20 protein-coding genes and 2 pseudogenes are annotated in these 21,138 nt (G+C 48.0%); 5 read left to right on the top strand and 17 right to left on the bottom strand.

Annotated elements, in window-relative coordinates; translation table 11 throughout:
* Window positions 1–3: 3 nt before the first annotated feature.
* Window positions 4–934: pseudogene (locus NYE92_RS11065) on the top strand (IS3 family transposase); the annotation flags it as partial.
* 269 nt (window positions 935–1,203) lie between these two features.
* On the opposite strand, the gene NYE92_RS11060 reads toward NYE92_RS11065, so the two are convergent.
* From NYE92_RS11060 to NYE92_RS11035, 6 genes are all read right to left on the bottom strand, one after another.
* Window positions 1,204–1,566, bottom strand: coding sequence for a DUF1440 domain-containing protein (locus tag NYE92_RS11060; protein ID WP_409035020.1), 363 nt, complete (start codon window positions 1,564–1,566; stop codon window positions 1,204–1,206).
* Window positions 1,567–2,164: 598 nt separating this feature from the next.
* Window positions 2,165–2,527, bottom strand: a complete 363-nt coding sequence (locus tag NYE92_RS11055; RefSeq protein WP_259018983.1) for a protease inhibitor I42 family protein — start codon at window positions 2,525–2,527, stop codon at window positions 2,165–2,167.
* Between the two features lie 178 nt (window positions 2,528–2,705).
* Window positions 2,706–4,346: a flagellar hook-associated protein FlgK gene (gene flgK / locus NYE92_RS11050; RefSeq protein ID WP_259019501.1), complete on the bottom strand. Its 1,641-nt coding sequence runs from the start codon at window positions 4,344–4,346 to the stop codon at window positions 2,706–2,708.
* A gap of 88 nt (window positions 4,347–4,434) precedes the next feature.
* On the bottom strand, window positions 4,435–5,109 hold the full coding sequence (gene flgD / locus NYE92_RS11045; protein ID WP_259019500.1) for a flagellar hook assembly protein FlgD: 675 nt from the start codon (window positions 5,107–5,109) through the stop codon (window positions 4,435–4,437).
* Window positions 5,110–5,239: 130 nt separating this feature from the next.
* A complete protein-coding gene (gene fliD, locus NYE92_RS11040) occupies window positions 5,240–6,640 on the bottom strand; it encodes a flagellar filament capping protein FliD (protein WP_259018982.1) in 1,401 nt (466 codons plus the stop codon).
* Window positions 6,641–6,730: 90 nt separating this feature from the next.
* Complete coding sequence (locus NYE92_RS11035; protein WP_259018981.1) at window positions 6,731–7,204, bottom strand: hypothetical protein; 474 nt, start codon at window positions 7,202–7,204, stop codon at window positions 6,731–6,733.
* 727 nt (window positions 7,205–7,931) lie between these two features.
* On the opposite strand from NYE92_RS11035, the pseudogene NYE92_RS11030 reads away from it, so the two are divergent.
* Together NYE92_RS11030 and NYE92_RS11025 are read left to right on the top strand one after the other, a co-directional pair.
* Window positions 7,932–8,623, top strand: a pseudogene (locus NYE92_RS11030) (methyl-accepting chemotaxis protein); the annotation flags it as partial.
* A gap of 66 nt (window positions 8,624–8,689) precedes the next feature.
* Window positions 8,690–8,944, top strand: coding sequence for a hypothetical protein (locus NYE92_RS11025; RefSeq protein ID WP_259018980.1), 255 nt, complete (start codon window positions 8,690–8,692; stop codon window positions 8,942–8,944).
* 386 nt (window positions 8,945–9,330) lie between these two features.
* Here NYE92_RS11025 and NYE92_RS11020 read toward each other — a convergent pair whose 3' ends face one another.
* Window positions 9,331–10,266, bottom strand: coding sequence for a flagellin (locus NYE92_RS11020; RefSeq protein WP_247102165.1), 936 nt, complete (start codon window positions 10,264–10,266; stop codon window positions 9,331–9,333).
* A gap of 975 nt (window positions 10,267–11,241) precedes the next feature.
* On the opposite strand from NYE92_RS11020, the gene NYE92_RS11015 reads away from it, so the two are divergent.
* Window positions 11,242–12,912 carry a methyl-accepting chemotaxis protein gene (locus tag NYE92_RS11015; RefSeq protein ID WP_259018979.1) on the top strand — a complete coding sequence of 557 codons (1,671 nt, stop codon included), beginning with the start codon at window positions 11,242–11,244 and terminating at the stop codon, window positions 12,910–12,912.
* A 256-nt stretch (window positions 12,913–13,168) separates the two neighbouring features.
* The gene (locus tag NYE92_RS11010; protein ID WP_259018978.1) at window positions 13,169–13,588 is read left to right on the top strand and encodes a VOC family protein; all 420 of its coding nucleotides are present in this window, start codon (window positions 13,169–13,171) and stop codon (window positions 13,586–13,588) included.
* Window positions 13,589–13,880: 292 nt separating this feature from the next.
* Here the strand turns inward: NYE92_RS11010 and NYE92_RS11005 are convergent, their stop codons facing one another.
* From NYE92_RS11005 to NYE92_RS10960, 10 genes are all read right to left on the bottom strand, one after another.
* Window positions 13,881–14,585 (bottom strand): SAM-dependent DNA methyltransferase, encoded by a 705-nt coding sequence (locus NYE92_RS11005; protein ID WP_259018977.1) that lies wholly within the window; start codon window positions 14,583–14,585, stop codon window positions 13,881–13,883.
* 138 nt (window positions 14,586–14,723) lie between these two features.
* On the bottom strand, window positions 14,724–15,671 hold the full coding sequence (locus tag NYE92_RS11000; protein WP_259018976.1) for a DUF1281 domain-containing protein: 948 nt from the start codon (window positions 15,669–15,671) through the stop codon (window positions 14,724–14,726).
* Between the two features lie 93 nt (window positions 15,672–15,764).
* The gene (locus tag NYE92_RS10995) at window positions 15,765–16,712 is read right to left on the bottom strand and encodes an ArdC family protein (protein WP_259018975.1); all 948 of its coding nucleotides are present in this window, start codon (window positions 16,710–16,712) and stop codon (window positions 15,765–15,767) included.
* A 69-nt stretch (window positions 16,713–16,781) separates the two neighbouring features.
* Window positions 16,782–17,393 (bottom strand): hypothetical protein, encoded by a 612-nt coding sequence (locus NYE92_RS10990; protein ID WP_259018974.1) that lies wholly within the window; start codon window positions 17,391–17,393, stop codon window positions 16,782–16,784.
* A gap of 71 nt (window positions 17,394–17,464) precedes the next feature.
* Window positions 17,465–17,773, bottom strand: coding sequence for a hypothetical protein (locus NYE92_RS10985; RefSeq protein ID WP_058706067.1), 309 nt, complete (start codon window positions 17,771–17,773; stop codon window positions 17,465–17,467).
* A 110-nt stretch (window positions 17,774–17,883) separates the two neighbouring features.
* A complete protein-coding gene (locus tag NYE92_RS10980; RefSeq protein WP_259018972.1) occupies window positions 17,884–18,198 on the bottom strand; it encodes a hypothetical protein in 315 nt (104 codons plus the stop codon).
* 117 nt (window positions 18,199–18,315) lie between these two features.
* On the bottom strand, window positions 18,316–18,675 hold the full coding sequence (locus NYE92_RS10975) for a hypothetical protein (RefSeq protein ID WP_024472597.1): 360 nt from the start codon (window positions 18,673–18,675) through the stop codon (window positions 18,316–18,318).
* An 88-nt stretch (window positions 18,676–18,763) separates the two neighbouring features.
* Entirely contained in the window at window positions 18,764–19,180 is a 417-nt protein-coding gene (locus tag NYE92_RS10970) for a hypothetical protein (RefSeq protein ID WP_259018971.1), read from the bottom strand.
* A gap of 347 nt (window positions 19,181–19,527) precedes the next feature.
* Window positions 19,528–19,935 (bottom strand): hypothetical protein, encoded by a 408-nt coding sequence (locus NYE92_RS10965; RefSeq protein WP_259018970.1) that lies wholly within the window; start codon window positions 19,933–19,935, stop codon window positions 19,528–19,530.
* A gap of 21 nt (window positions 19,936–19,956) precedes the next feature.
* Window positions 19,957–20,856 carry an integrase domain-containing protein gene (locus tag NYE92_RS10960; protein ID WP_259018969.1) on the bottom strand — a complete coding sequence of 300 codons (900 nt, stop codon included), beginning with the start codon at window positions 20,854–20,856 and terminating at the stop codon, window positions 19,957–19,959.
* Window positions 20,857–21,138: the final 282 nt, after the last annotated feature.

Here is a 21,138-nt window from a genome sequence, read left to right as displayed (position 1 = left end):
GGGATCCGCCGTCTCCAGAAAGAGCTGAAGCGGGTTACCGACGAACGGGACATATTAAAAAAAACCGCGGCGTACTCCGCAAAGCTGTCCGACTGAGGTACGCCTTTATCCGTGATAACACACCTGTTGCTGGCCTGTTCGTCTGCTCTGTCGGGTTCTGGATGTGCATCCCAGTGGCTTTTACGCCTGGCTTCAGCAGCCGCATTCACAACGCCATCAGGCAGACCTGAGACTGACAGGACAGATTAAACAGTTCTGGCTGGAATCGGGATGTGTCTGAGGTTATCGCAAAATCCATCTGGATCTGCGGGACAGCGGGCAACAGTGCGGAGTCAACAGAGTCTGGCGACTGATGAAACGTGCCGGAATAAAGGCTCAGCTCGGCTACCGGATCCCGCGGGCACATAAAGGCGAGGCCAGTATCGTGTCGTCCAACAGGCTCCGGCGACAGTTCAATCCGGATGCTCCGGATGAGCGTTGGGTAACGGACATAACTTACATCAGGACCCACGAAGGCTGGCTTTATCCTGCTGTGGTAGTTGATCTGTTCTCACGCAAAATTATTTGCTGGTCAATGCAATCCCGGATGACAAAGGACATTGTCCTGAACGCATTGCTGATGGCTGTATGGCGGCGTAATCCTCAAAAAAAGGTGCTGGTTCACTCGGATCAGGGCAGCCAGTACACAAGCCATGGGCGGCAGTCGTTCCTGAAATCACACGGCCTGGAAGGCATCATGAGCCGTCGCGGTAACTGCCACGATAATGCGGTTGCAGAAAGCTTTTTCCAGTTGCTGAAACGCGAATGGATAAAGAAAAAAATCTACGGAACGCGGGAAGAAGCCCGCAGTGATATTTTTGATTACATCGAAATGTTTTATAACAGTAAACGTCGGCATGGTTCGGGCGAACAGATGTCACCGACAGAATATTAAAAATATTATTATCAACGACTTAGAAGTCATCTAGATTATCCGTGGCGATTCAAGTGACAATTCAGACACCGGCAACCTGGCGCTGTGTAAAGGGACAGACAGTAGAAAGTGGCTGTATGTCACCGCGGCTAATCTGGTGATGCACCAGCCGGTTAAAGTCAGCGAAGCCGGCAAAGGGCTGTCCGGGGGGCAGAACCACGCAGATAAGGGCTGTCCGGCACGTATACCATACGGGTATACGTGCCTCTGGCGAATATAAATACGCCAGTCTATGCGTTCGTAAATTCCGCGTCAGATCTTCCCGTCAGGCGACTGCGGATATCGCGCCTGAATACTTCAATTGTCCACATCCAGAGAATGTGCCCGAGCGTCTCGGAGAAAATCTCGGCAGGCGGCAGTTTCCACACCGGCGGAGCCCAGCCCGCCAGCGGAAGTAAAACACCATGAAAACCTGCCGTAACTACAAGGGCAAATGCCACTCCCTGCCAAAGTTTTATGCCTGGTAAATATTCAGCAACAAGGCAGTAAAACAATGCAAAAATCAAAGAAAACAGATGATGTACACCTGCAACACCCCAATTAATTACATGACCGGAATATTCATAAGTCAGACGGCTGACAGTGATCCCCATACCTGCAATATTTCTGCCGGTGGAATGGCACGATCAGGCGTGCGAGGGGGTAACGGTATCTCTGTACCCCACTTAACGAAGCTTGCAATATTTCCACCCAACAACCCAGCCCAGAGCGCAACGCCGGGCCGGCGGTTTACTGCTTTTGTGGTTTTTAAAAGATACATAATTTCCCTTGTCATTACTTCGTATCAAATTGGCTCTGTGTCATCAGCCAGAAAAAGCTTGATCTGGTTTAAAGTGGGAATCGCCTTTCTTGCCATTCAGCTTAAGCTGAAGCAGTATTTGCTTTTCGATGGCACAACATTTCTGGATTCATTTCACACGCAGTGTTCAGATTAAGCGTGGCGCTGTTGAGATAACTCATCGCCTGCATGTCATGAGCATGTTCTTACAGAAGGGTGAACTACATGAGAGCTCTGGCAGCCATCGGCCTGAACGCCTGGCTTAACTGTAATGTGCTCAGTGTATGCCCTGAATATAATAAGCACTTGGCTCGCAAAGTAACCCGTGCAGGCCCTCAGTAAGTTTACATGTCTGACTTATCGCTTAATGCAACGGACCTTCGTCACCAATATTTCCCGGCCCGCCACTTTGTTTAATTTATATTTACTTTTACGATGGTCTCTTTCCAGGAGCTCTTGTCAAAAGCCTGTCCGTGTATCAGATTCAGTTCACCTTTACCGGGTTTCTGTGCGATAAAAGTGAACGTCTCTTTACCTGAACATCCCACAGCCCCTTTTTTACAGTCTGCAGACTGCTCATAACTACTGGACACAAGCATCAGTTGTTCCGGTAGCCTCTTAATCATCCAGCTGTAACCGGTAGTGGGATTACTTTCAACAGAGAAACTGACTTCTTTACCCTGTTTTCCCTCAATCTCTGTGACTTTTTCTGATGCTACAGACGAAACAGCCATAACCATCATCATGCTCGCCATAACCATTTTTGCTGTTGACATAGATCTTCCCTCTTTATTTAATTATAAAACTTTAACCGGTGGAACTGACTTGCCTCTGCCCTCTTTCCAGAGCCTGTAACGATTCCTTTAACATTAAACCTTGAGGCAGCCCGTGAGGTATAATGGGCGCTCAACCAGTGTAGTGACATTCGGGACCGCTCCTGCGAAATTTTCAAATTCAGCGTATACTGAGCAGAGCATCAAACAGGCTGCTGGCGGTTTTCAGGACCTGCGCGTTTGCCATGTAATACTGCTGGTATCGTGTCAGGTTTGCGTACTCCTCGTCGAGGTTCACACCGGACACAGACTGCTGACGTTTTATAAGCTGAGTCATTACGTTTTTTTCAGTCTTGGCAGATGTTTCAAGTGATTTGGTTTTATTACCTGTTTCACTCAACATACCAGCATAAGCCTGAGAAAGAGTAGAATTTCCGTTAACTAAGCGGGCATCCTGAATTGCCAGTAATTTTTGGGCATTCCGGTTGTCGCTTTCCCCCACTTTTGCTCCCGCCGCTGCTATCTGCGATTCATTTGTGATCGCCACCGACATCCTGCTCACTACATTCTGTAATGGTTTAACAAGAAAGCTGTCTCTGGCATCAGGATTGCCACTAACGGTCAGGGTCAACCCGTCCAGATTGAATGTAGTCTTGCCGTCTGACGTAACGGGGGCCAGGTTTATCTTCGCATTATCCGAGGCACGAATTGCGGTCCATTTATTGCCATCATAGCTGACCGTGTAATTCGAAGCTTTCAGTGCGCCAGAGTTGTTCCAGGTGGCTGTCAGTGTCGCTGAAGAAGTATTTTTGCTGTTGCCCTGAGTGGTCGGGTTACCGATTGTGAAGAAATCACTGCCGGGGTTCCCCTTACTGTCAAAGCCCTGTTTATGGATGGTGTTAAAACGGGAGGTAAAGACCGCAGCCAGCTGACCCAATTGGTTTTGCGCGAGATCAAGATCCTGATTCCGGAAATTCAGAAGCCCTCCTAAGGAGCCCATACCCAACTGAGACTCAGGAATCAGAACCTTTCCGGCCTGTTTATCGACATAACCCACTGAGATACGGCTGGGATCGCTTTCTGATGGCATAGCCACCAGGGAATTATCACTGTTACCGTTAATCAGGGAAAGGCCGCTGACCGTAGACACATTATACTTTCCATCCTGTTGAGAAACTTTTACACCAATAAGGTTGTTGAGCGTATTCACTAACTGGTCACGTTGATCGAGCAGATTGTTGGGTTTTGCCCCGCCTGACGTCGAGAGTTTCGAAATCTGAACATTAAGGTTTGCAACCTGGCTGGTGAGGGTGTTTATCTGATTAACTTGAGCGGTAATATCAGCATTAACGTTGTCCTGTAATCCGGAAAGGTACTGCCCTGTGACCCGAAACTGGTTCACCAGACTGTGGGCATTACTCAGCAGGGACTGACGCGCAGCCGGATCACCAGCATTGCTGACAACGTTCTGCACATTTGCGAAAAAAATCTGTAAAGAAGAGGAGAGATTTCCAGCTGTACGGGACAGTAAATCGTCTATGCGGGAAATCTGAGAGTGCTGAGTGTTAGCAGCATTGTATGCGGCTGATGTATCCCGGAGCTGTGAAATGATGAAGGCATCATATTCCCTCTGTACTCCTGAGATGGTGACACCGTTACCGTAATTAGCATTACCGTTGAGGGTTGTATTCGCTTCAGCTAACAGAAGTGTTCGCCTGGAGTATCCCGACACAGTATAATTACTTATATTGTTACTGGTATTATTCAGCGCAGCCTGTGCGGCCAGAAGACCGCTCATGGCCGAATTTATTATTTTTGTCATTTTCCTGCCCGCCCCGTCAGTATTATGATGTTTCCAACATACAGCACCTGATAAAACCCGGCAGTCCTTTACCTGCCGGCAGCCATAATCAGCAAATTTTCCGGATGTCATTCAGGTTGACGTATCCCTGCGTCCCCAAATCCAGCATCACTGTGTTGTTAACCGTGCTAACTCCGTTAACCCAGGCATAGTTAAGTGGTCTGGCTGCAACAGCAGTGGTTCCTTTGGCAGCAGAGACGGAAAAAGAATATTTACCGTCGGGAGCAGGTTTGCCATCCTGCATAGTCCCATCCCAGGTGAATGTATGAATGCCTTCTTTCAGGGGGCCGGCATCAATGGTACGGACAATCTGTCCACGTGAATCTTTGATGGTAAACAGGGTTGAGTTCGATGCACCTGACAGATCAACACCGAACGGAGTGGTCACTTTCTTACCCACCAGGATTTGAGAGCCATTAACCATAACGCCATGACCTACCAGCATCGAACTCTGGAGTGACTGAGAACTGCTTATCTGGCGTGAAATCGAACCCAGGGTGGAGTTGAGTTTCTCGATTCCGCTCAGCGTGCTGATCTGCGCCAGTTGAGTCGTGAGCTGGCTGTTCTGCATGGGATTGGTGGGATCCTGATTCTTGAGTTGCGTAACCAGCATGGTCAGGAAATTGTTCTGCAGCGACTGCGCATCATTCCCTTTGTCTGAGTTTCCCTTAGTGGTGAGTACAGAGGGTTTCAGATTTTCATTAATTCCTACAGCAATACTCATCATTATTCTCCATTAAGGGGGCTGACCTGAGACGGTATATAGCCCGAATCATTGACCGATAAAAACAACCCAACGCACACGCTTTTATGAATACTTACATTTGGATAGAGAAACTGAACAACTTTGTTTCTCACAATTTTGCAAACTGGCTGGAGAGATAAATCGAGGTATTATTCATGGCAGATACAAGGCTGCTCAGTTTGGTAAACTGCGCTTTGTAGCGTGCCAGGTTAGAAGCAATACTCAAATTGACTGCACTGGCCTGCTTATCGAGCTGGCGTAGAGACGAATTTATACCGTCCTGAGCTGTATTCAGTGGTCCTTTGGTATCAAGGACTTTGGTGAGGAAATCATTCATCTGCGTTGCGAAGCCGGTTTTTTTGCCGTCCCCTGACAGCAGTTTAGTGACACTCTCCGGTTTATCATTTAACGCCTGCTCAAGTTTTTTACTGTCAACAGTGAGTTTACCGTTTACGTCCTGCGTGATCCCGATTTGAGATAGCAGAGACAATCCCCCACCGGTCTGAGGAACAGACAAAAGGCTTCGGATGCGCGTATGGATATTACGTAATGCGTTGTCGCCTGCCAGTGCGCCGTTATCGCTGTTTTGTTGTGAGCTCCCCGCTTTGGCCACGGTAAATTTTGTCTGCGAAGCGACAGTAGTCTGAAAGGAGTTATAGGCGTCCACAAAGTCCTGAACAGCTTTCACCATCTGACTGTTATCCTTCTCAATTTTCAGAAGTTCAGGTTTTGAAGTGACGGAATTAAGCTTAAGGACTACGCCTTCAGGTGCATCAGTGATGGTGTTACTACTGCGGGTAATTTTGACACCATTCACGCTGATAACTGCGTCCGTTGGAGCAACTTTCTGACTCATTGCATTGGAAGAGTTTGAGGCATTACCGTCGTAGCCAAGATAGCCTTCAAGTTTTTTGTCATTACTGGAAACAGTCATTGCGCTGCCTGTTCCCGTATCACGTGAGGTCAGAGAAAGATAATATGTGCCGTTATCGGCTTTAATAAGGCTCGCGCTTACCCCCCCCTGAGCCTTATTGATAGCATCTCTGATATCTGAAAGGCTTGTCTGGTTTTTATTTAGCGTAACTTCCAGCTTTTTGTCGGTACCCTTCTGGGTAATGGTAATTGTTCTGCTTTGCTGAGAACTGTCGCCCAACTGTGCTGTTTTGCTGTCAGCCGCTTTCGAAATTAACATCTGTGACTTTGCAAGCTGAGAGACGTCAATTTCATAGCTACCGGAACTGGTATTGTTGGATAGTGTTGGAGTAAAAGCAGTGTTTGAGGTGGTTACTTTTCCGGAAGCAAGTGACGACGAATTTTCCAGCGCTTTCGTTGCTGTCTGTAACTTCTGCAATGAGGTCTGAAGTATTGCCCATGAAGTCAGTTTAGCTTTATACGACACCTGATTTTTTACTATAGGGCTCAGGCGTTGCTGCTCAGCTTTTTCAAGCTTTTCGTAAAGGCCATTTAAATCAAGATTGGTTCCGGCACCGAGCGAACTTATACTGGGCATGCAAACCTCATTAGTTTAGCACCGGAGATGGCGCTTTTAATTAAAAGTAAGTAAGTGGATTTTTTAAATGATAATTAAATAGCTTCTGAATCATCTTCTGACTTTTATACTTACTGAATTTGTGGAAATACAAATCATCCATGACATCGACGAGACCTGGTCTTCTGGCATGAGATTTACATATTCAGGAATCACGTTCTCATTGGGGTTGTCGCAATCCTGATTTTTACCTCCCTCACTACAAAAGCTAAATTTAATTACATCAGCCTCGATATGATTCGAAACCTCACCACAAGGATTTTCACATAAATTTATTTCACCATAAGGACTATTGATGTAGGCGCATGGGTTTGACGCAGATTCAATTAAGTCAGGAGAAAAATCATCTGTTTTAGGAGAACTGAAAAGGAAAAGTCTTCCCTCTTTCTTTACTGAATGATCAGTTTTTAGTTTATCCTGAAGAGATGATATCAGCGCCATAAAAGCGGATGCATCTTCATCATCATTTGATGTCGAGTCGGAAGATTGATTAGTCGCTCTCCTCAAATCAAAAGGAACAATCATCAAACATCTCCTCGTAGTTAGGGTCATGACTTTCAGTTTTTTTGAATGAAAATGATGATAGCACATTTTGTTAAAACGCTTACATATTAACACCCGGAATCCAAAACAGATCATTATTTTTAAAAAATAACAATAATTGGAATTATTATCTAAAAATTTAAAATAAGTAATAATTTTTACCTATCCCAATATCTTAACATCAGTCTAAATTAGGCTCATGTGCTGATGTATCTTATTTTTTAAAGATTTGATTTCTGATACAAAGTTTTTTTGACTAACTTAAGTCAAATTATGAAATTCGCAGGTCCATGATTAAAATTATTAAGAACATTAATTCAAAATCAGTAAAAAAAGACAGAGCTATTCGATTGCAATAAATCAAATATCATAAAATCCGTAAATGCATGAAGAGAAAAAATCAAACTCACCATTAAAATTTAAAAGTGTGAGTGCCAGGCTTTTTATAAAAAATTCACCTCATGTCTTAATGACATTTACCGATAAAGGAAAGTGACTATAAATATAGGGGGTATAATGATAATATCTACACGACTTTCAGTTTGCTTTTATTTTTTAATGTTCCTTTTTTTAATAACTTCTGGGGGTGATTAAATTACCTGTTTGAAGCCCGTAATAGTATCAATGAACTCGTCGACATTAACCTGAAAAAACCAAGCTGGCCAATGATGCAGGGACTGCCTTGAGAATTATGCTGGTTGAAATCTGTGGCAACACCGATCTGTCATCACGGGCCGAAGAACAGACCGCCACGGTGATAAACAACACGGTCGAAGCGCAGCAGACTGCAGATTCCGCTCACGAGGTGGTACAGCTTGCCCGCGATGGAAGCTCTGTGTCAGCAACTATTCAGGAAATCTTTGAGAACGCAGAGAAGGTCCATGACATCACATCCGTGATTGAAAGTATTACATTTCAGACCAACATTCTGGCACTAAACGCTGCTGTGGAAGCGGCATGGGGGCAGGTAAAGAGGGGCACGGTTTTGCAGTGGTAGCCGCCGAAGTTCGCGCACTGGCCCATCACAGCGTGAATGCCGCAAAGGACATCAAGATTCTGGCTGAACAGACTTTGGAGCAGATTCAAAGCGGTATCAACGTGGCCTCAACTACAGTACAGAATATCCCGAAGGTTGTTGGCATGGTAGGCGAACTGGCTGAGGCGATGAGAACTTTCTCGCTGGCTTCTTCAGAACAGATGCAGGGGATATGACAAGTCGGCGTAGCCGTGAGCCAGATGGACGGCGTGATAGAGAATAAAGTGATGATGGTCGAAGAGTCCTTTTCAGCCTCGCACTCTTTCTCTGAGCAGGTACACGTCCTTAGCGGCATGGTGGAAGGTTTCGTGTTTGAGCAGAAGAGACAAAATATGTCACATAATGAACACTCAGTTGTTAAGTAAGCCTTAAAGGCTGTTAAGTAAGCCTTAAAGGCTGTTAAGTAAGCCTTAAAGGCTGTTAAGGAAGATATGGATTTCATCATGGCCAGTTTGTGCAAGGGTGATTATGCAAGCACTGATACTATCGCAAATAACTGGCTAAATTTCATCCAGTCGTATGAAGAAGTTCAGGTGCTTCTGATAAAACCTGAAGTGATTGAGCTTATTACAAGAACTGATCACCTGCTTGATTCTGATCTCATGACCACGGGAAGAAAAATAGCCATAATAAATAATTTCATGCGCTGTGTAACAAAACAGACCTCCCTTAGAACAAAACCCTAATGAAGTAAAAAAAGTCGCTCGAGAAAGACTGCAATTTACTTAAGCATCATTGCTGTGTTAAGCAGGCAGTCTTTATTTCAAGCCCGCCCATCTTTACAGAATCAGTGAGTAGCGCCTTAAATAAGCGCTACCTATTGAGGATGCTTTTTATGTCTCAAATTCAGGGACATGAGTTCCGTTGTTAAATGACCAGAGCATATGATGAAAATGAAGAAACTCTACGAACTTCGCGGTTTCTACATGAAAATGGAAATGTACAGGCGTTGAGATTTTAGAATGAGATGCTCGGCAGGAAGTAACGCCAATTAAAGCTGATGTTTTGCGTAAATAAAAACTGTTCAAGAAGCATTAAGGTGGGGGCTGCATTATACAGCCCCCGACGCTTATTAGCGGAGCAATGACAGCATGGTCTGTGGAACCTGATTAGCCTGCGCCAGTACAGAAGAGCCTGCCTGCTGAAGAATCTGTGCTCGGGACATGTTCGACACCTCGGTCGCGTAGTCCGCATCCTGAATACGGCTGCGGGCAGCGGTCAGGTTAGTTACAGTGTTGTTCAGGTTGCTGATGGTGGACTCAAAACGGTTCTGAGACGCACCCAGCAGGCTGCGCTGGTTGTCGACCGCTTTGATAGCTTTATCAATGTCGGCCAGAGGCGTGGTGCCGGATGCTGTACCGCCTGAACCGCCTGTGACTGCGCCTTTCAGCACGTCGAAGCCGATGGCTGAAGTGCTGCGCGCATTGCCGTTAACCGTCTGACCGGTTGTAGAACTGGTGTTTTGTGTGGTGCCTGTTGAGGCATTGCCCGCTGCAGCCAGGTCGAAACCGTCACTTGAGCTCAGAGTGATGCCGATTGTCTGGCCATCTTTGGCGCCTACCTGGAAATTGTAGGTGGTGCTGCCGGATCCGGTGTTCAGGACTTTGATGCCGTTGAAGTCAGTCTGCTTGGTGACGCGGTCGATTTCCTGCATGCGCTGGTTCACTTCGGCCTGGATCGAGTCGATATCAGACGCTGAGTTAGAGCTGTTCTGCGCCTGAACGGTCAGGTCACGTACGCGCTGCAGGTTGTTGTTGACTTCGGTCAGCGCGCCTTCAGCGGTCTGCGACAGAGAGATACCGTCGTTGGCGTTACGGGCGGCAACGGTCATACCGTTGATGTTAGAAGTGAAGCGGTTGGCGATGGCTTCGCCGGCTGCATCGTCTTTGGCGCTGTTGATGCGCAGGCCAGAAGACAGGCGCTCAATCGCAGTACCCAGTGAAGACTGTGACTTTGTCAGATTATTCTGCGTAACCAGAGACAGTGTATTTGTGTTGATAACGGCCATGTTAATTCCTTGAGTTAAAACGTGTTAATCACGCGTTAATGTTATCGACATGGTAGTTACGTCCTTTAGTAATAGCGTTCATTAATCATCACAACAGATATGGATCTGCCAGTTAACTGGACTCACAGCAAGTTAATTCTATCTGAATAGTCCAATTTGCAAATTTTAAGATGATAATGTTGGCCTCTTCTACGTTGTTTTGAAAGAAAGTTTCAGATTGATTTAAGAAAGACGAAGGTAAGGGTATTTGTTAACTTTCTATAAACGAGGTCATTTTTACCTAAATGTCTTAAGCCAAAAAATTAAACCAAGAAAATATTTTTATTAACGGGCATGGAAAATCCTTCGAAAAAATAGAAACTTGGTGCGTTAGTAGAGTTGCATTAGTAATGGTTAGCGTTGCATCGACCCATTGAACTCACAGCACAAAGCGTACAGGCGAGTAAGAAAATGCGCGTATTTTCTGACTATCAAATCATCTTTAAGGTTCGCGCATTAGGAGACAATTTAGAACCATAGCCGTAAAAGATTCTCTGTTTACAGTACGTTGCCCATACTCTTTCCAGCCCAAACCTCAGCATTTACACTGCCTGCATGAGCATGTTAAATCTCTGATTTTAAGGAAATTAAAAACAGATTCATCGGAAGGCAAAACTCACTTGAAAGCCTCTGCATGGTTATATTTATTTTCAGCAAGTTAACCATTAATCCCTCTGAAGCATTCCTGTAATTTACCGGGTCAGTAACATGCCATTTTGATTACCGGTAAAACTTAAATAAAATTCACTTATTTTTACAGAGAGTTTAGCCGATAAATATATGTGGAGCTTGATTTAAAAATCAATTAAGAAGAATACTCAGCATGAATGTGGTTTCAAATGTCCGAGCCGTAATGAGACATCTGTTTTGTTGCACAGCATTTTTTGAGTTTTGCGTGTGCGGTAATACCCGAAAACTAATTTACAGGGAATATCTATGTTGAATCGTATAAAGATTGTCAATGCCATGCTTTTTATACTGTGCCTGCTTGGTGCCGTGCAGATTTTCTCAGGGGCCTGGTCACTTCGCGGCCTCAATATTGACAGAGATAACTTTCATAACTTTCAGTACGCCAATGAGCGACGCACGAATTTTACTGAAGCATGGATAGGTCTTCTTCAGATACGCATTAATTTTAACCGTATTCTGGTACGTGCCAGACAAAACGTGAAAATGTCAGACCAGGATGAAGCTTTCGTAAAGGCATTGTTTAAAGACAGTGACAACCTGATGGCGCAGTCACAGCGAGCATTCGACAGGTTTAACTCGTTGCCTGCTACAGCTGGTGTCGATGTGAATAGTATCAGGACGCTGAATGAGAATTATACGACCTTTGCAGAATTACTGAAAAAGGGCCTTCTACTGGTAAATCAAGAAAAGTATGAAGCGTTGTCTCAACTAAAAATCCAGGATGCCCAGGTCAGTACGCAAAAAAGCTATGAATTGTGGCGCACTTTGTTGGCTGAAGCCACAGAACAAGGGGTCCACGAAAACGCCAAAAATCACAAATTCATGCTGTGGACACTCAGCACAGCGACGCTGTTTATCATCGCGTTAATTATTTTCAGCTGGAAAGCGCTACGACAGATGCTAATCAGGCCACTCAATGTCAGCCTGCATCAGCTGCATAAAATAGCAACGGGTGATCTGTCGCATGAAATAAAGCCGGAAGGCCGGAATGAGATGTCGCAGCTGTCGTCCAGTATACTGGAAATGCAGCGCGCTTTAATACGAACTGTCAATGCAGTAAGACTGGGGGCTGAAGCCATTCATAGTGGTGCAACCGAAATTTCTGCGGGCAGCGATGATCTTTCATCCCGCACTGAACAGCAGGCTGCATCACTGGAAGAGACTGCAGCCAGTATGGAGCAACTGACGGCAACTGTCCGTCTTAATGCAGACAATGCGAGGCAAGTATCCCAACTGGCTCGAGACGCGTCATCCAGTGCCTCAAAAGGCGGAGACGTGGTCAATGATGTGATCAACACAATGAGTGAAATTACCAGTAGCTCGCACGAGATTGCCGATATCGTAAACGTTATAGACGGAATTGCTTTCCAGACAAACATTCTCGCTCTCAATGCCGCTGTTGAAGCTGCACGTGCCGGGGAACAGGGGCGTGGATTTGCGGTTGTTGCCGGAGAGGTAAGAAGTCTGGCACAAAGAAGTGCTATGGCGGCAAAAGAGATTAAAGGACTTATTGAAAAATCAACAAATCGCATACAAAACGGCTCTGTTCAGGTTGAACATGCCGGTAAAACAATGGCAGAAATTGTCGACTCGATAACAAGCTTAACGACGATCATGGACGAAATAGCCACCGCGTCTGAAGAGCAGAGCCGTGGCATAGAGCAGGTCGGGACGGCCGTTAGCGAAATGGATACAGTGACTCAGCAAAATGCCTCTCTGGTCGAAGAGTCTGCCGCAGCGGGTGCTAGTCTCAAAGATCAGGCCGAAAGGCTTATTCAGGCAGTATCCGTATTCAGTCTTGGTAATCAGGCCGCGAAGTCATCTGTTCAGGTTCCTATTACACCCGCGAGGAAGAAACTGGATACTGAAGGAAACGCCCTCATAAAGAATGAGAATGAAGGCTGGTCTAAATTCTGATTGCCGAACCGCGCTGCTTGCTGGCGCGGTTTGCCCTAAACATGCCTCTGAAATTAAAAGCAGCGTCAGTTTATGATGCAAATCATTTATCATGACCAGACATAAAAAAACCGGTGAAAGGTCCGCTATGAACAATAGGCGGACGTCAAAATCATGATGACATGGGTAGTTCTGCCACATTAAACATGACACCTCAGTCACGCCCCCGCACAACGCATATGGTGTATGCTACGTCTGTTAAAAGGGATGAAAAAACATGACTGATACAAACTACACCTACTGGAACCGCATGGTTCCAGAGATCACCGTAACGGATTTTTCCGTCTCTCTGCACTTCTATAGTGACGTGCTTGGCTTTAATGTCATGATAAGGCGCTCAGAGCCCGATTTTGCCTATATCAGCCTCGGTGAGGCACAACTGATGCTTGAGCAGTTTCATCCGGGCGGATGGAACACAGCAGAACTCTCCTGGCCGCTGGGGCGTGGTGTTAATTTTCAGATTGAAGTGGACGACATTAAACGGATATTCGACCGCATAAATGCGCATGGCGTAACGCTGTACCGGGATCTTCGTGATAACCACTACAACATCGGAAAAAAAATAGCGTGCCAGCGAGAGTTTCTTGTGCATGATCCGGATGGCTACCTTCTGCGTTTCAGCCAGTACATTGAGTAGTGCTTCTACCGCGATTTTGCCGTTCGCTCGTATTTAATAAAAGCGGCTGATTCGGCTCACTGTAAAGCAGTCATGAGGAATCAATATGACTCTGCAAAGCCTGATTTTTGATAGGAATGGAAACCCAAAACCCTATCTTATCCCGCTGATTTGGATCAGCAAAATCGCCTTAAGCTCGCTGTTTAAGTGGCTTCTGGAGCGTTTTATTAAGTAGTAAAAAGGGGGCAAATGCCCCCTTTTGTCTGTAAATAAAAGCCTCTCAGTTAATTACCTGACTGCAGTTTGTTTCTGCTCAAGCAGCCTCTTCACTTCGCTCTTCGGGTTTTTTAACATGCTTCTGCAGTCGTCCTGACCATCCCTCCCAGTAATGTACCGGGGTAAGCAGAACCCGTCGCCGTTCGTCACATAAGGCATTCCCGATAACAACTTCACCGGGTATGCCGCAGAATGAAAGCTGGATATAGGCCATGCCAGCCGCCAGTGGATCAATGTCAGTCACCGATACCCACATATGGCGGTGCGGAGAATAACCGGCCTGCCGGAGCACACAGGCAAATGCGAGCGTCATAGCACCGGCACCGCAGGCGGGCTCAGCAAACGTGATAAACGGCTTGTCCCTGAACAGCTCTTCGGGTCTGCCGGGCTGCATCTGCGCCATCATCAGCGCCACGCTCCAGGGCGTAAAATACTGGTCTTTACCTTTGTCACCTAGCTCCAGCAGCATGTAAATGCGCCCGAGAAAGTCACAGGGCTTTTCTTCCAGGCCGTTCACAACGTATGCCAGCAGTCTGGCCATTGATGAAACGTCCTCTTTTTTGTATCTGGCCACGATGGCCATGTATTTCTTTTCACGTTTATCACAGAACTGCAGGCCATTCTGAAGTGCAATAACGCTGCAGCTGATGAAGTCGGTAAACACCTGAAGACGCCGGGTGCCCCGGGCGATGGAGTTGAACAGGGAGATGAATTCTTTCTCATTGTCGATGCGGACACTCATGCGTGTTTCCTCAGTAAAAAAGGGGGAACACGCCCCGTAAGGGAAACGATGTTCCCCCTCCGGGTGAAAAAGCGGCCACAGCAGATGCCGTGGCCATTGTCTGACAGACCTGAGATGCCGGTCTGTCGGTTGGTAACGTCACGCGCGAACGCCGGCGTAGTGTGCAACGGACGGCGTGGCCGGTGCGCCTGCTTCAGCACTGAACTGATACAGACGGGCCCCTTCACTCACCGGATACTGCACGTCCTCCTCCGGGTAAGGACCGCTGTCGACGTGGTCACCGCGGTCAAAACAGTGGTAACCCGACGTACCAGCATCCGGAGACAGCCAGTAGTGACGAATTTCACAGTCAAACTTCTCCGACATCTGCCCCATGACTTCCGCCGACGGCGGATACCAGGGAGAAGAGAACGTCAGCTTCAGTGAACCAATATCGTCACGACTCCATTCCATCCGGTGCCCCGCCGGAAACTCCGTCCCGTAAAGCTGGGTATAGAGTTCTGACGTGGTGCTGAGGCCACTGAACAGACCGCTGTCCCCGTTTAGTTCGGTGGCCAGACGTGACGGCATCACCATCAGCATGTCGCACGGACAGGTCGTGTCCGGTTTTATACTGAGCCACTCCCAGCGCTCCTGCGGGTCAAACTGACCGCCCGCAGAGGCGACGCCAAACCAGTCGGCGTAGTGAACGGCCATCAGCCGGATGATGGTCTGGCGGGCTGCATGAGGGATACTCTCCCACTTAATGTCGCCGATGCCGGACTGAACCCAGATTTTGTCCATTCGCGAGAGCGTTGTGCCGTCAAGCCAGGCATCCTTCTCAAGCAGCTCCAGAAAATGCTGAAACGCCTGGTTTGGTGACGTGCTGCCGCCGGTGCCTGATGAAACCAGCTCCGGATAAGCACGGTATTCCGTTGCCTTGACGGGTTTGAGCATGCCGGCACAGCCGGCGAGAAACAGCTTTATGGCCTGCCGTATGGCGTGGCGGTAAAGCGGCACTTCGGTTCCGGCAATCCACGACTGCATGACATTGATGCAGTCAGACTTACCGGTGATTTCCAAACGGTTTTTGCACCATGAAAACATAGTTGTACTCCTCTTTTACGTTTAAAAAAGAGGGCATCTCCCTGAGGAGAGTGCCCTCAGGGGGATGATGGCGACTGACGTCGCCGGGGTTAATTACGCTGCTTTGTTCCGGGTGTCACCCGGCAGCTTCAGCAGATACTCCGACGCTTCCCGGGCAAGCCGGCAGGCGCGGAAAAACGCTTTTTTGTCGTTACGGAGCAGTTTCAGCCATTCATCAACATAGCTGTCATGCTGAACCCTGCCGGCTATGCCCAGCTGTGCGCAGAGAAACGCAGTGCCGGTATCGGCAATGAGTTCTTCCAGGGCATACACCGGGTTATCAAACCTGCTGAGATGAGACGTTATTCCCTCACGGCTGAGACGACTGGCGTGACCGGTAGCATGAACAAGCTCATGCAGTACGGTGGCCATGTAGTTCGGCGGTGACTGAAAAAATGCTTTGTCAGGCACCACGATGGTGTCAATGCAGCTGAGGTAGTCGGAACGGTTGAGCCCATGATGAGTTCCCATTACTCCGGTAGCACTGAATATTTCACGGACCTGATGCTGGACACTCAACGCATCCGGGGCACTGGGCGGAGCAGACACCGTTTCAGGCAGGCCTTCGCACTGGGCAACGTTGAACAGCTGCAGCGACCGCACTCGGACCTGCGTTTCCCCGTATTCGGGGCCCTGACCATGACTCCCCTGGCGGGGATGTCGTTCAGACGGTTTAAAGATGATGGCCAGCGAGCTGCGCTCGTCTTTTCTCACCAGGCCGCCGGCAGCCTTTGCCTGCTGATACGTGAGCCAGCAACCGGTGTCGTAGCCCGCCTCTTGAGCGGCCAACCACAGCAGCGGCACGTTGACGCCGCTGTAGTTTCTGCCCGTGAGGGCATTAACCGGCAGCCTCAGGCAATTGTCCTTCTGCCCCCGGCGCCATGGCCGGCGCCAGGGCAGCACGCCGCTTTCCAGTGCGATGATGATTTTGTCGGTGACCTGCTGATAAAGGTCAGTCTGTTGTTCCGTTGTGGCCTTGCGGCCGGCAGTTTTTTTCTTCATGAGATGCGCCTCTTAAAAAAACGGCGCATCTGCCCGGTGGCGGACAATACTCCACAGTGAGTGGATAAATCAGTAACGACGGAAAGAGCCGTCAGACTTCAGAGATTCGATGTCGGATTTGACGCGCCGTACGGCACTTTCAAACCGCTTACGGTCTTCAGGTTTAGCCCGTTTAGAATCAACGCGGATAACCCTGTCGAGTACATGAAGCGTCTCCGAACGCCAGCTGAGTCGTTCAGCATTGTTCACGCAGGCGCGAAGATGCTGGCGGGACTGGTCATAAAGCCACTGAATCTGATCGCGGTAATCCGCAACCGGTAAATATTCCTTCAGAGGCGGCTGTGTCTCTTTATAAATGGTCAGCGATTTAGCCAGCTGATTAATGCCGGGTTGCATGTATAAATCGTGATGTTCGTTAAGCACGGCATCGTAAATACTCTGGTCCAGTAAGGTGCTGAAAGAAAACTCCGGCTCGGGTATTAAGGCATCACTTAGTGCTGACCAGTCAGCATCCCAGGAGGGATTGCAGCCGGCAGCCCAGGCTTTCAGCCATTCCTCACAGCCATTGTCATCGGGTACACGGACATAAATCCCCAGATTCTTTTCAAGTATCAGCGGACGCCCTTTGCCCTGATTCTGTGTCAGCAGCGGGCGAAGTTCAGTTGATGTAAAACGGATCATAAGCGCTCCTTAAAAAGGAGGTGACCTCCCCGGGAGGGAAGGTCCCTCCGGGAAGTGTCATTCAGTTAACATCAGTCAAAGCGGTAGCGAAGTTCCGCCATCTGCTGCGCCATCAGCCGACCGGCCCTGAGGGCCTTACGGGCTGTTGCGTACGTACCGGTTCCAGGCAACTGGTCTATATGCCAGTCACGCTGAGTGAAGCCGGTGCGACGGGAGATGACGGGCGTAAACCCGTTCTCTGTCGGCACGACGTCTGCCTTAAAGCTGCAGCGGCCGCTGCGGTTGGTAAACCACTCTGCCTGTTGTTGCTGCAGGTTGCCGGCAAGCCGGTTGAGTGCGCCTGAAAGGCGGGTGATAAGTGAAAGCATTATACTGCTCATGGTTTTCTCCTGATTAAGCGCGGAGAAAACCATCGCCGCTGTTGCGGGGAGGTTGTCCCCGCGCGGGTTAAAGCCTTTGTCAGAAACTGACGCAGGCCGGTGGTTCATCACTAACCAAAATCGTGGTAGTAAGCGTTACCCGAATCCTGCGGGGTAAAGCGCCGGCTGGCAGAAACGTTAACACTCACATTCCCTGCCACAGGGTGACAGCGGTGTCTGAAGTGATGAAGATAACATCCTTCAGCTCCGCTGGATGGTGGCTCCAGTGTTTCAACGTACTCCCAGTCTTCGCCGCCGTGGTGAGTCTGCCCGGGGGCGTTGAGAGAACGGTTAAAAGGGTGCTCCGCAAGCCTGTTCCACATACGGTGCCACTCTTCGCTGTTGTGCTTAACCAGCAGTGATATTTCAGAAGCCTGAATGTTCATCGACAAATCCTCTTCAGATGGAAGGAGGATTTGTCTCCGCAGGGAGAAAATCCCCGCAAGGGTAAAACAGACAGCTGTGATGCTGACAGGTTGCTGGTTGCTTTGAGATATCCCCCCTCAGTCATACCAGCTATCTTCTTCAATCAAAGCCTCTTCGTCCTTCACGGCACTGCCGAAAAAAAACGTCCAGGCGGCTTCATCAATGTCTCTGGCCATCTGGCACAGGCTTTCAAAGAAAGACTGCCAGGATGCCGGCACGAGTTCGCGTACAGACAGTTCAGCCAGGTCCCGGGCAACGTCAGCCATTTCCCAGACATAGTATGGAAAACCGTCTTCATCGGTACTGGTGTTCAGACCAAGGCGACGATGCGCTGCAATAATCAGCAGGTCACCTTCAGCTCTGGCCAGTGCGACTTTGTAAGCGTTACGTTCGCCGGCACTAATTTGAAAATCTTCGGTAAGAGTTAATGCGTTCATAAAGGATTCCTTAAAGAATTGAGGAACCCTGCCCCTGACGGGGACAGAAGTCCCGTTAGGGTAAGAAACGGTTCGGTTAATAAGGCGGTCAGACGATGTCAGAAGCATCAGCGCTCTGATAAAACATTGCGCGCAATTGTTCTGTAGCGTTGTCCAGCTCTTTATCCTCGCGAGACCGGGTAGCGCCCTCATGAAAAGCCGCATTCCAGTGACGACTGTTAACACTTGTCCCGAGGAGAGTAAGTTCGTTCACTGCCTCTTCGATAAAGGCATCTCTGATGTAGCCATGCTCAGCCGCAAAACCAACGGTATAAGCGACGTGTCTCAGAAAAGTCAGGTAGTCCGGAAGGCTGTCAGCAGGAACCTGGGGATCTGCATCGACCATGAGTCTGTAATCCAGACGAACGTGAAGCTGAGTTTTTACGTAATCCACCATGATTTTTGCAGAAGCCGGCGAATCACAGTTCAGTAAGGTGAGAGGGTTGATCATTCTGGTGTAATGCATGGGTACGATTCCTTAATAAAAAGGGAACCGTCCCGGAGGGAAAGTATCCCTCAGGAGTGAGAATCAGGCACAAAATGCCAGATGAGTAAAACAGGTGTATGGGAGTGTGGTGCGAAGTAGAAAAGGACCTTAACCGTAGGGGTCTCTGTTTTCAAAGGTTAAACAGATTTGTTACCGCCCGAAAGCGTCATCTCTCAGGTAATGATGACATTGGCGTGTGATTACCCGAAGGCGTTCCTCTCAAATCACCGGAACATTGGCAGTTGTCGAGATGACAACGGTTAGCAGGGAAAATGTACTCCAGCGCACTGTCCAAATCAACAACGCTGGAGTGAATTTTATGAAGATTACCAGGACGCTTTCACCGTCTCGCACCGATCCCCAAACCAGGCGTCTGCCATAATGGCATCGGGATCACACTGCTGCAGGTAGGTTCCGTTTTTAAGCAACGTGGCTAAAACCGCTGAAAGAGGAATGGTAAACTTACCCGCCGTAATGTTTTCAATGCTGTCGCGGTTACACATCTTTAATGAACCCATAAATATATAGCCTGTTTCTGAAGTGGCAGTCGCGCAACTGAAGTCGATACCGTCATCAAAATAATGGTTAACTGTCGCAAACGTATCCGTTTCATTAACCGGTGAAAGACAACTAAACGTAATCCTGATTTCTGAAGGTGGTATTTCAGATAAGCTGATTCCGTGAATATACTCAGCAGATAAAATGCTGAAATTTATAACGAGTAAATTATTCACAGTACACCTCATGATTAATCATCAGTCCATCAGGGACTGGCAGTAAACATTTCTGATATAGGTTCCTCGTCCGTCACCATGCCCGAGGTCCATCGAGGTCAGTGCAAGTGATTCGTCTTTCGAAAAACCCCTGGCAAGGTGATATCTGAAAGCATCTTCCGCGTAACTGTAACGTAAGCTGTGTGGTGTCTCATGCCCCCCGGTCATTTCTGTCCGGAGCGTATTTCTGTAATAGTCCATCGCGGATTTTAAATCGGGTTTATCAATAATCTTACCGTTATTTTTTTCTGCGTGTTTAATGGCACGGTTAACGGCATCCAGGACTTTATCCCTGTCGACGATTGTAGTCAGCCTTGCACGCCCCCCTTTGGTTCCGAAAATAACCTTCAAGGTTTTATCGCCGCGTTGTAATGCCTTCTGCCAGGTATTTAACGATTTTGCTGACTGAATAGCTTCTTCATTTCTCAGTCCGATATAACGTGACAGACATACCGCCACGGCAACGCCTTCATTTTTTTTCTCAATGTTCTGAAGAATCTCAATGTAGCGCTCGTCAGAAACAGATTTTTTTGTGCCCATGCGACTCGTGTCTGAAATACCCAGACTTTTATTATTCAGTCGTTCATGTGAAGGGTCAGCCAGTTTGTGTTTACCGGCATTACGGAGCATTACCCGTATTGCCGACATTTCATTCTGACGGGTTCGCCGGGAAACATCATCAGATGCCCGGCTGTTCATATACAACTCAATGTGCCGGACTTTGAGTTGTGATACCGAGTTTATCTGAATATTGAGCGCGGCGAGACGCTCAGCAAACCGGTGCATAATTCTGGAATAGTCATCCTGCTTTTTAAAGCTCCCTCCGCTTTTACGGATTTCAGCGACAAGTTGCTGCTTTAACAGTTTTTCACGCCTGGACATCTATATCTCCTTAACAGTTTTATCACGTAAAACAGCATTACAGGCAGATGTCGTTTTCTGCCGTTCCGTGAAAACGGCAGAAAACGACACCCGCATTACCCTGGCGACACGGTTTGGGTTCGCGCATCCTGCGTCGTAATGAGTACCTGAGCACCAGGGAAGTGCAGAGTGTTGAGGTTTTGAGAGGTGTCAAATCAGTGTTCTACACTGACCGCAGTTTTCGCTGTACCTGTTTCCAGGTCGCCCCCGACATCATCCTCCGATGATGCCGCCGATTCGGTA

Origin of the sequence: Pantoea sp. B566, from assembly GCF_024793925.1 — a bacterium.
Classification (GTDB): Bacteria; Pseudomonadota; Gammaproteobacteria; order Enterobacterales; family Enterobacteriaceae; genus Pantoea; species Pantoea ananatis.
This window is presented reverse-complemented; position numbering and strand designations above follow the sequence as displayed.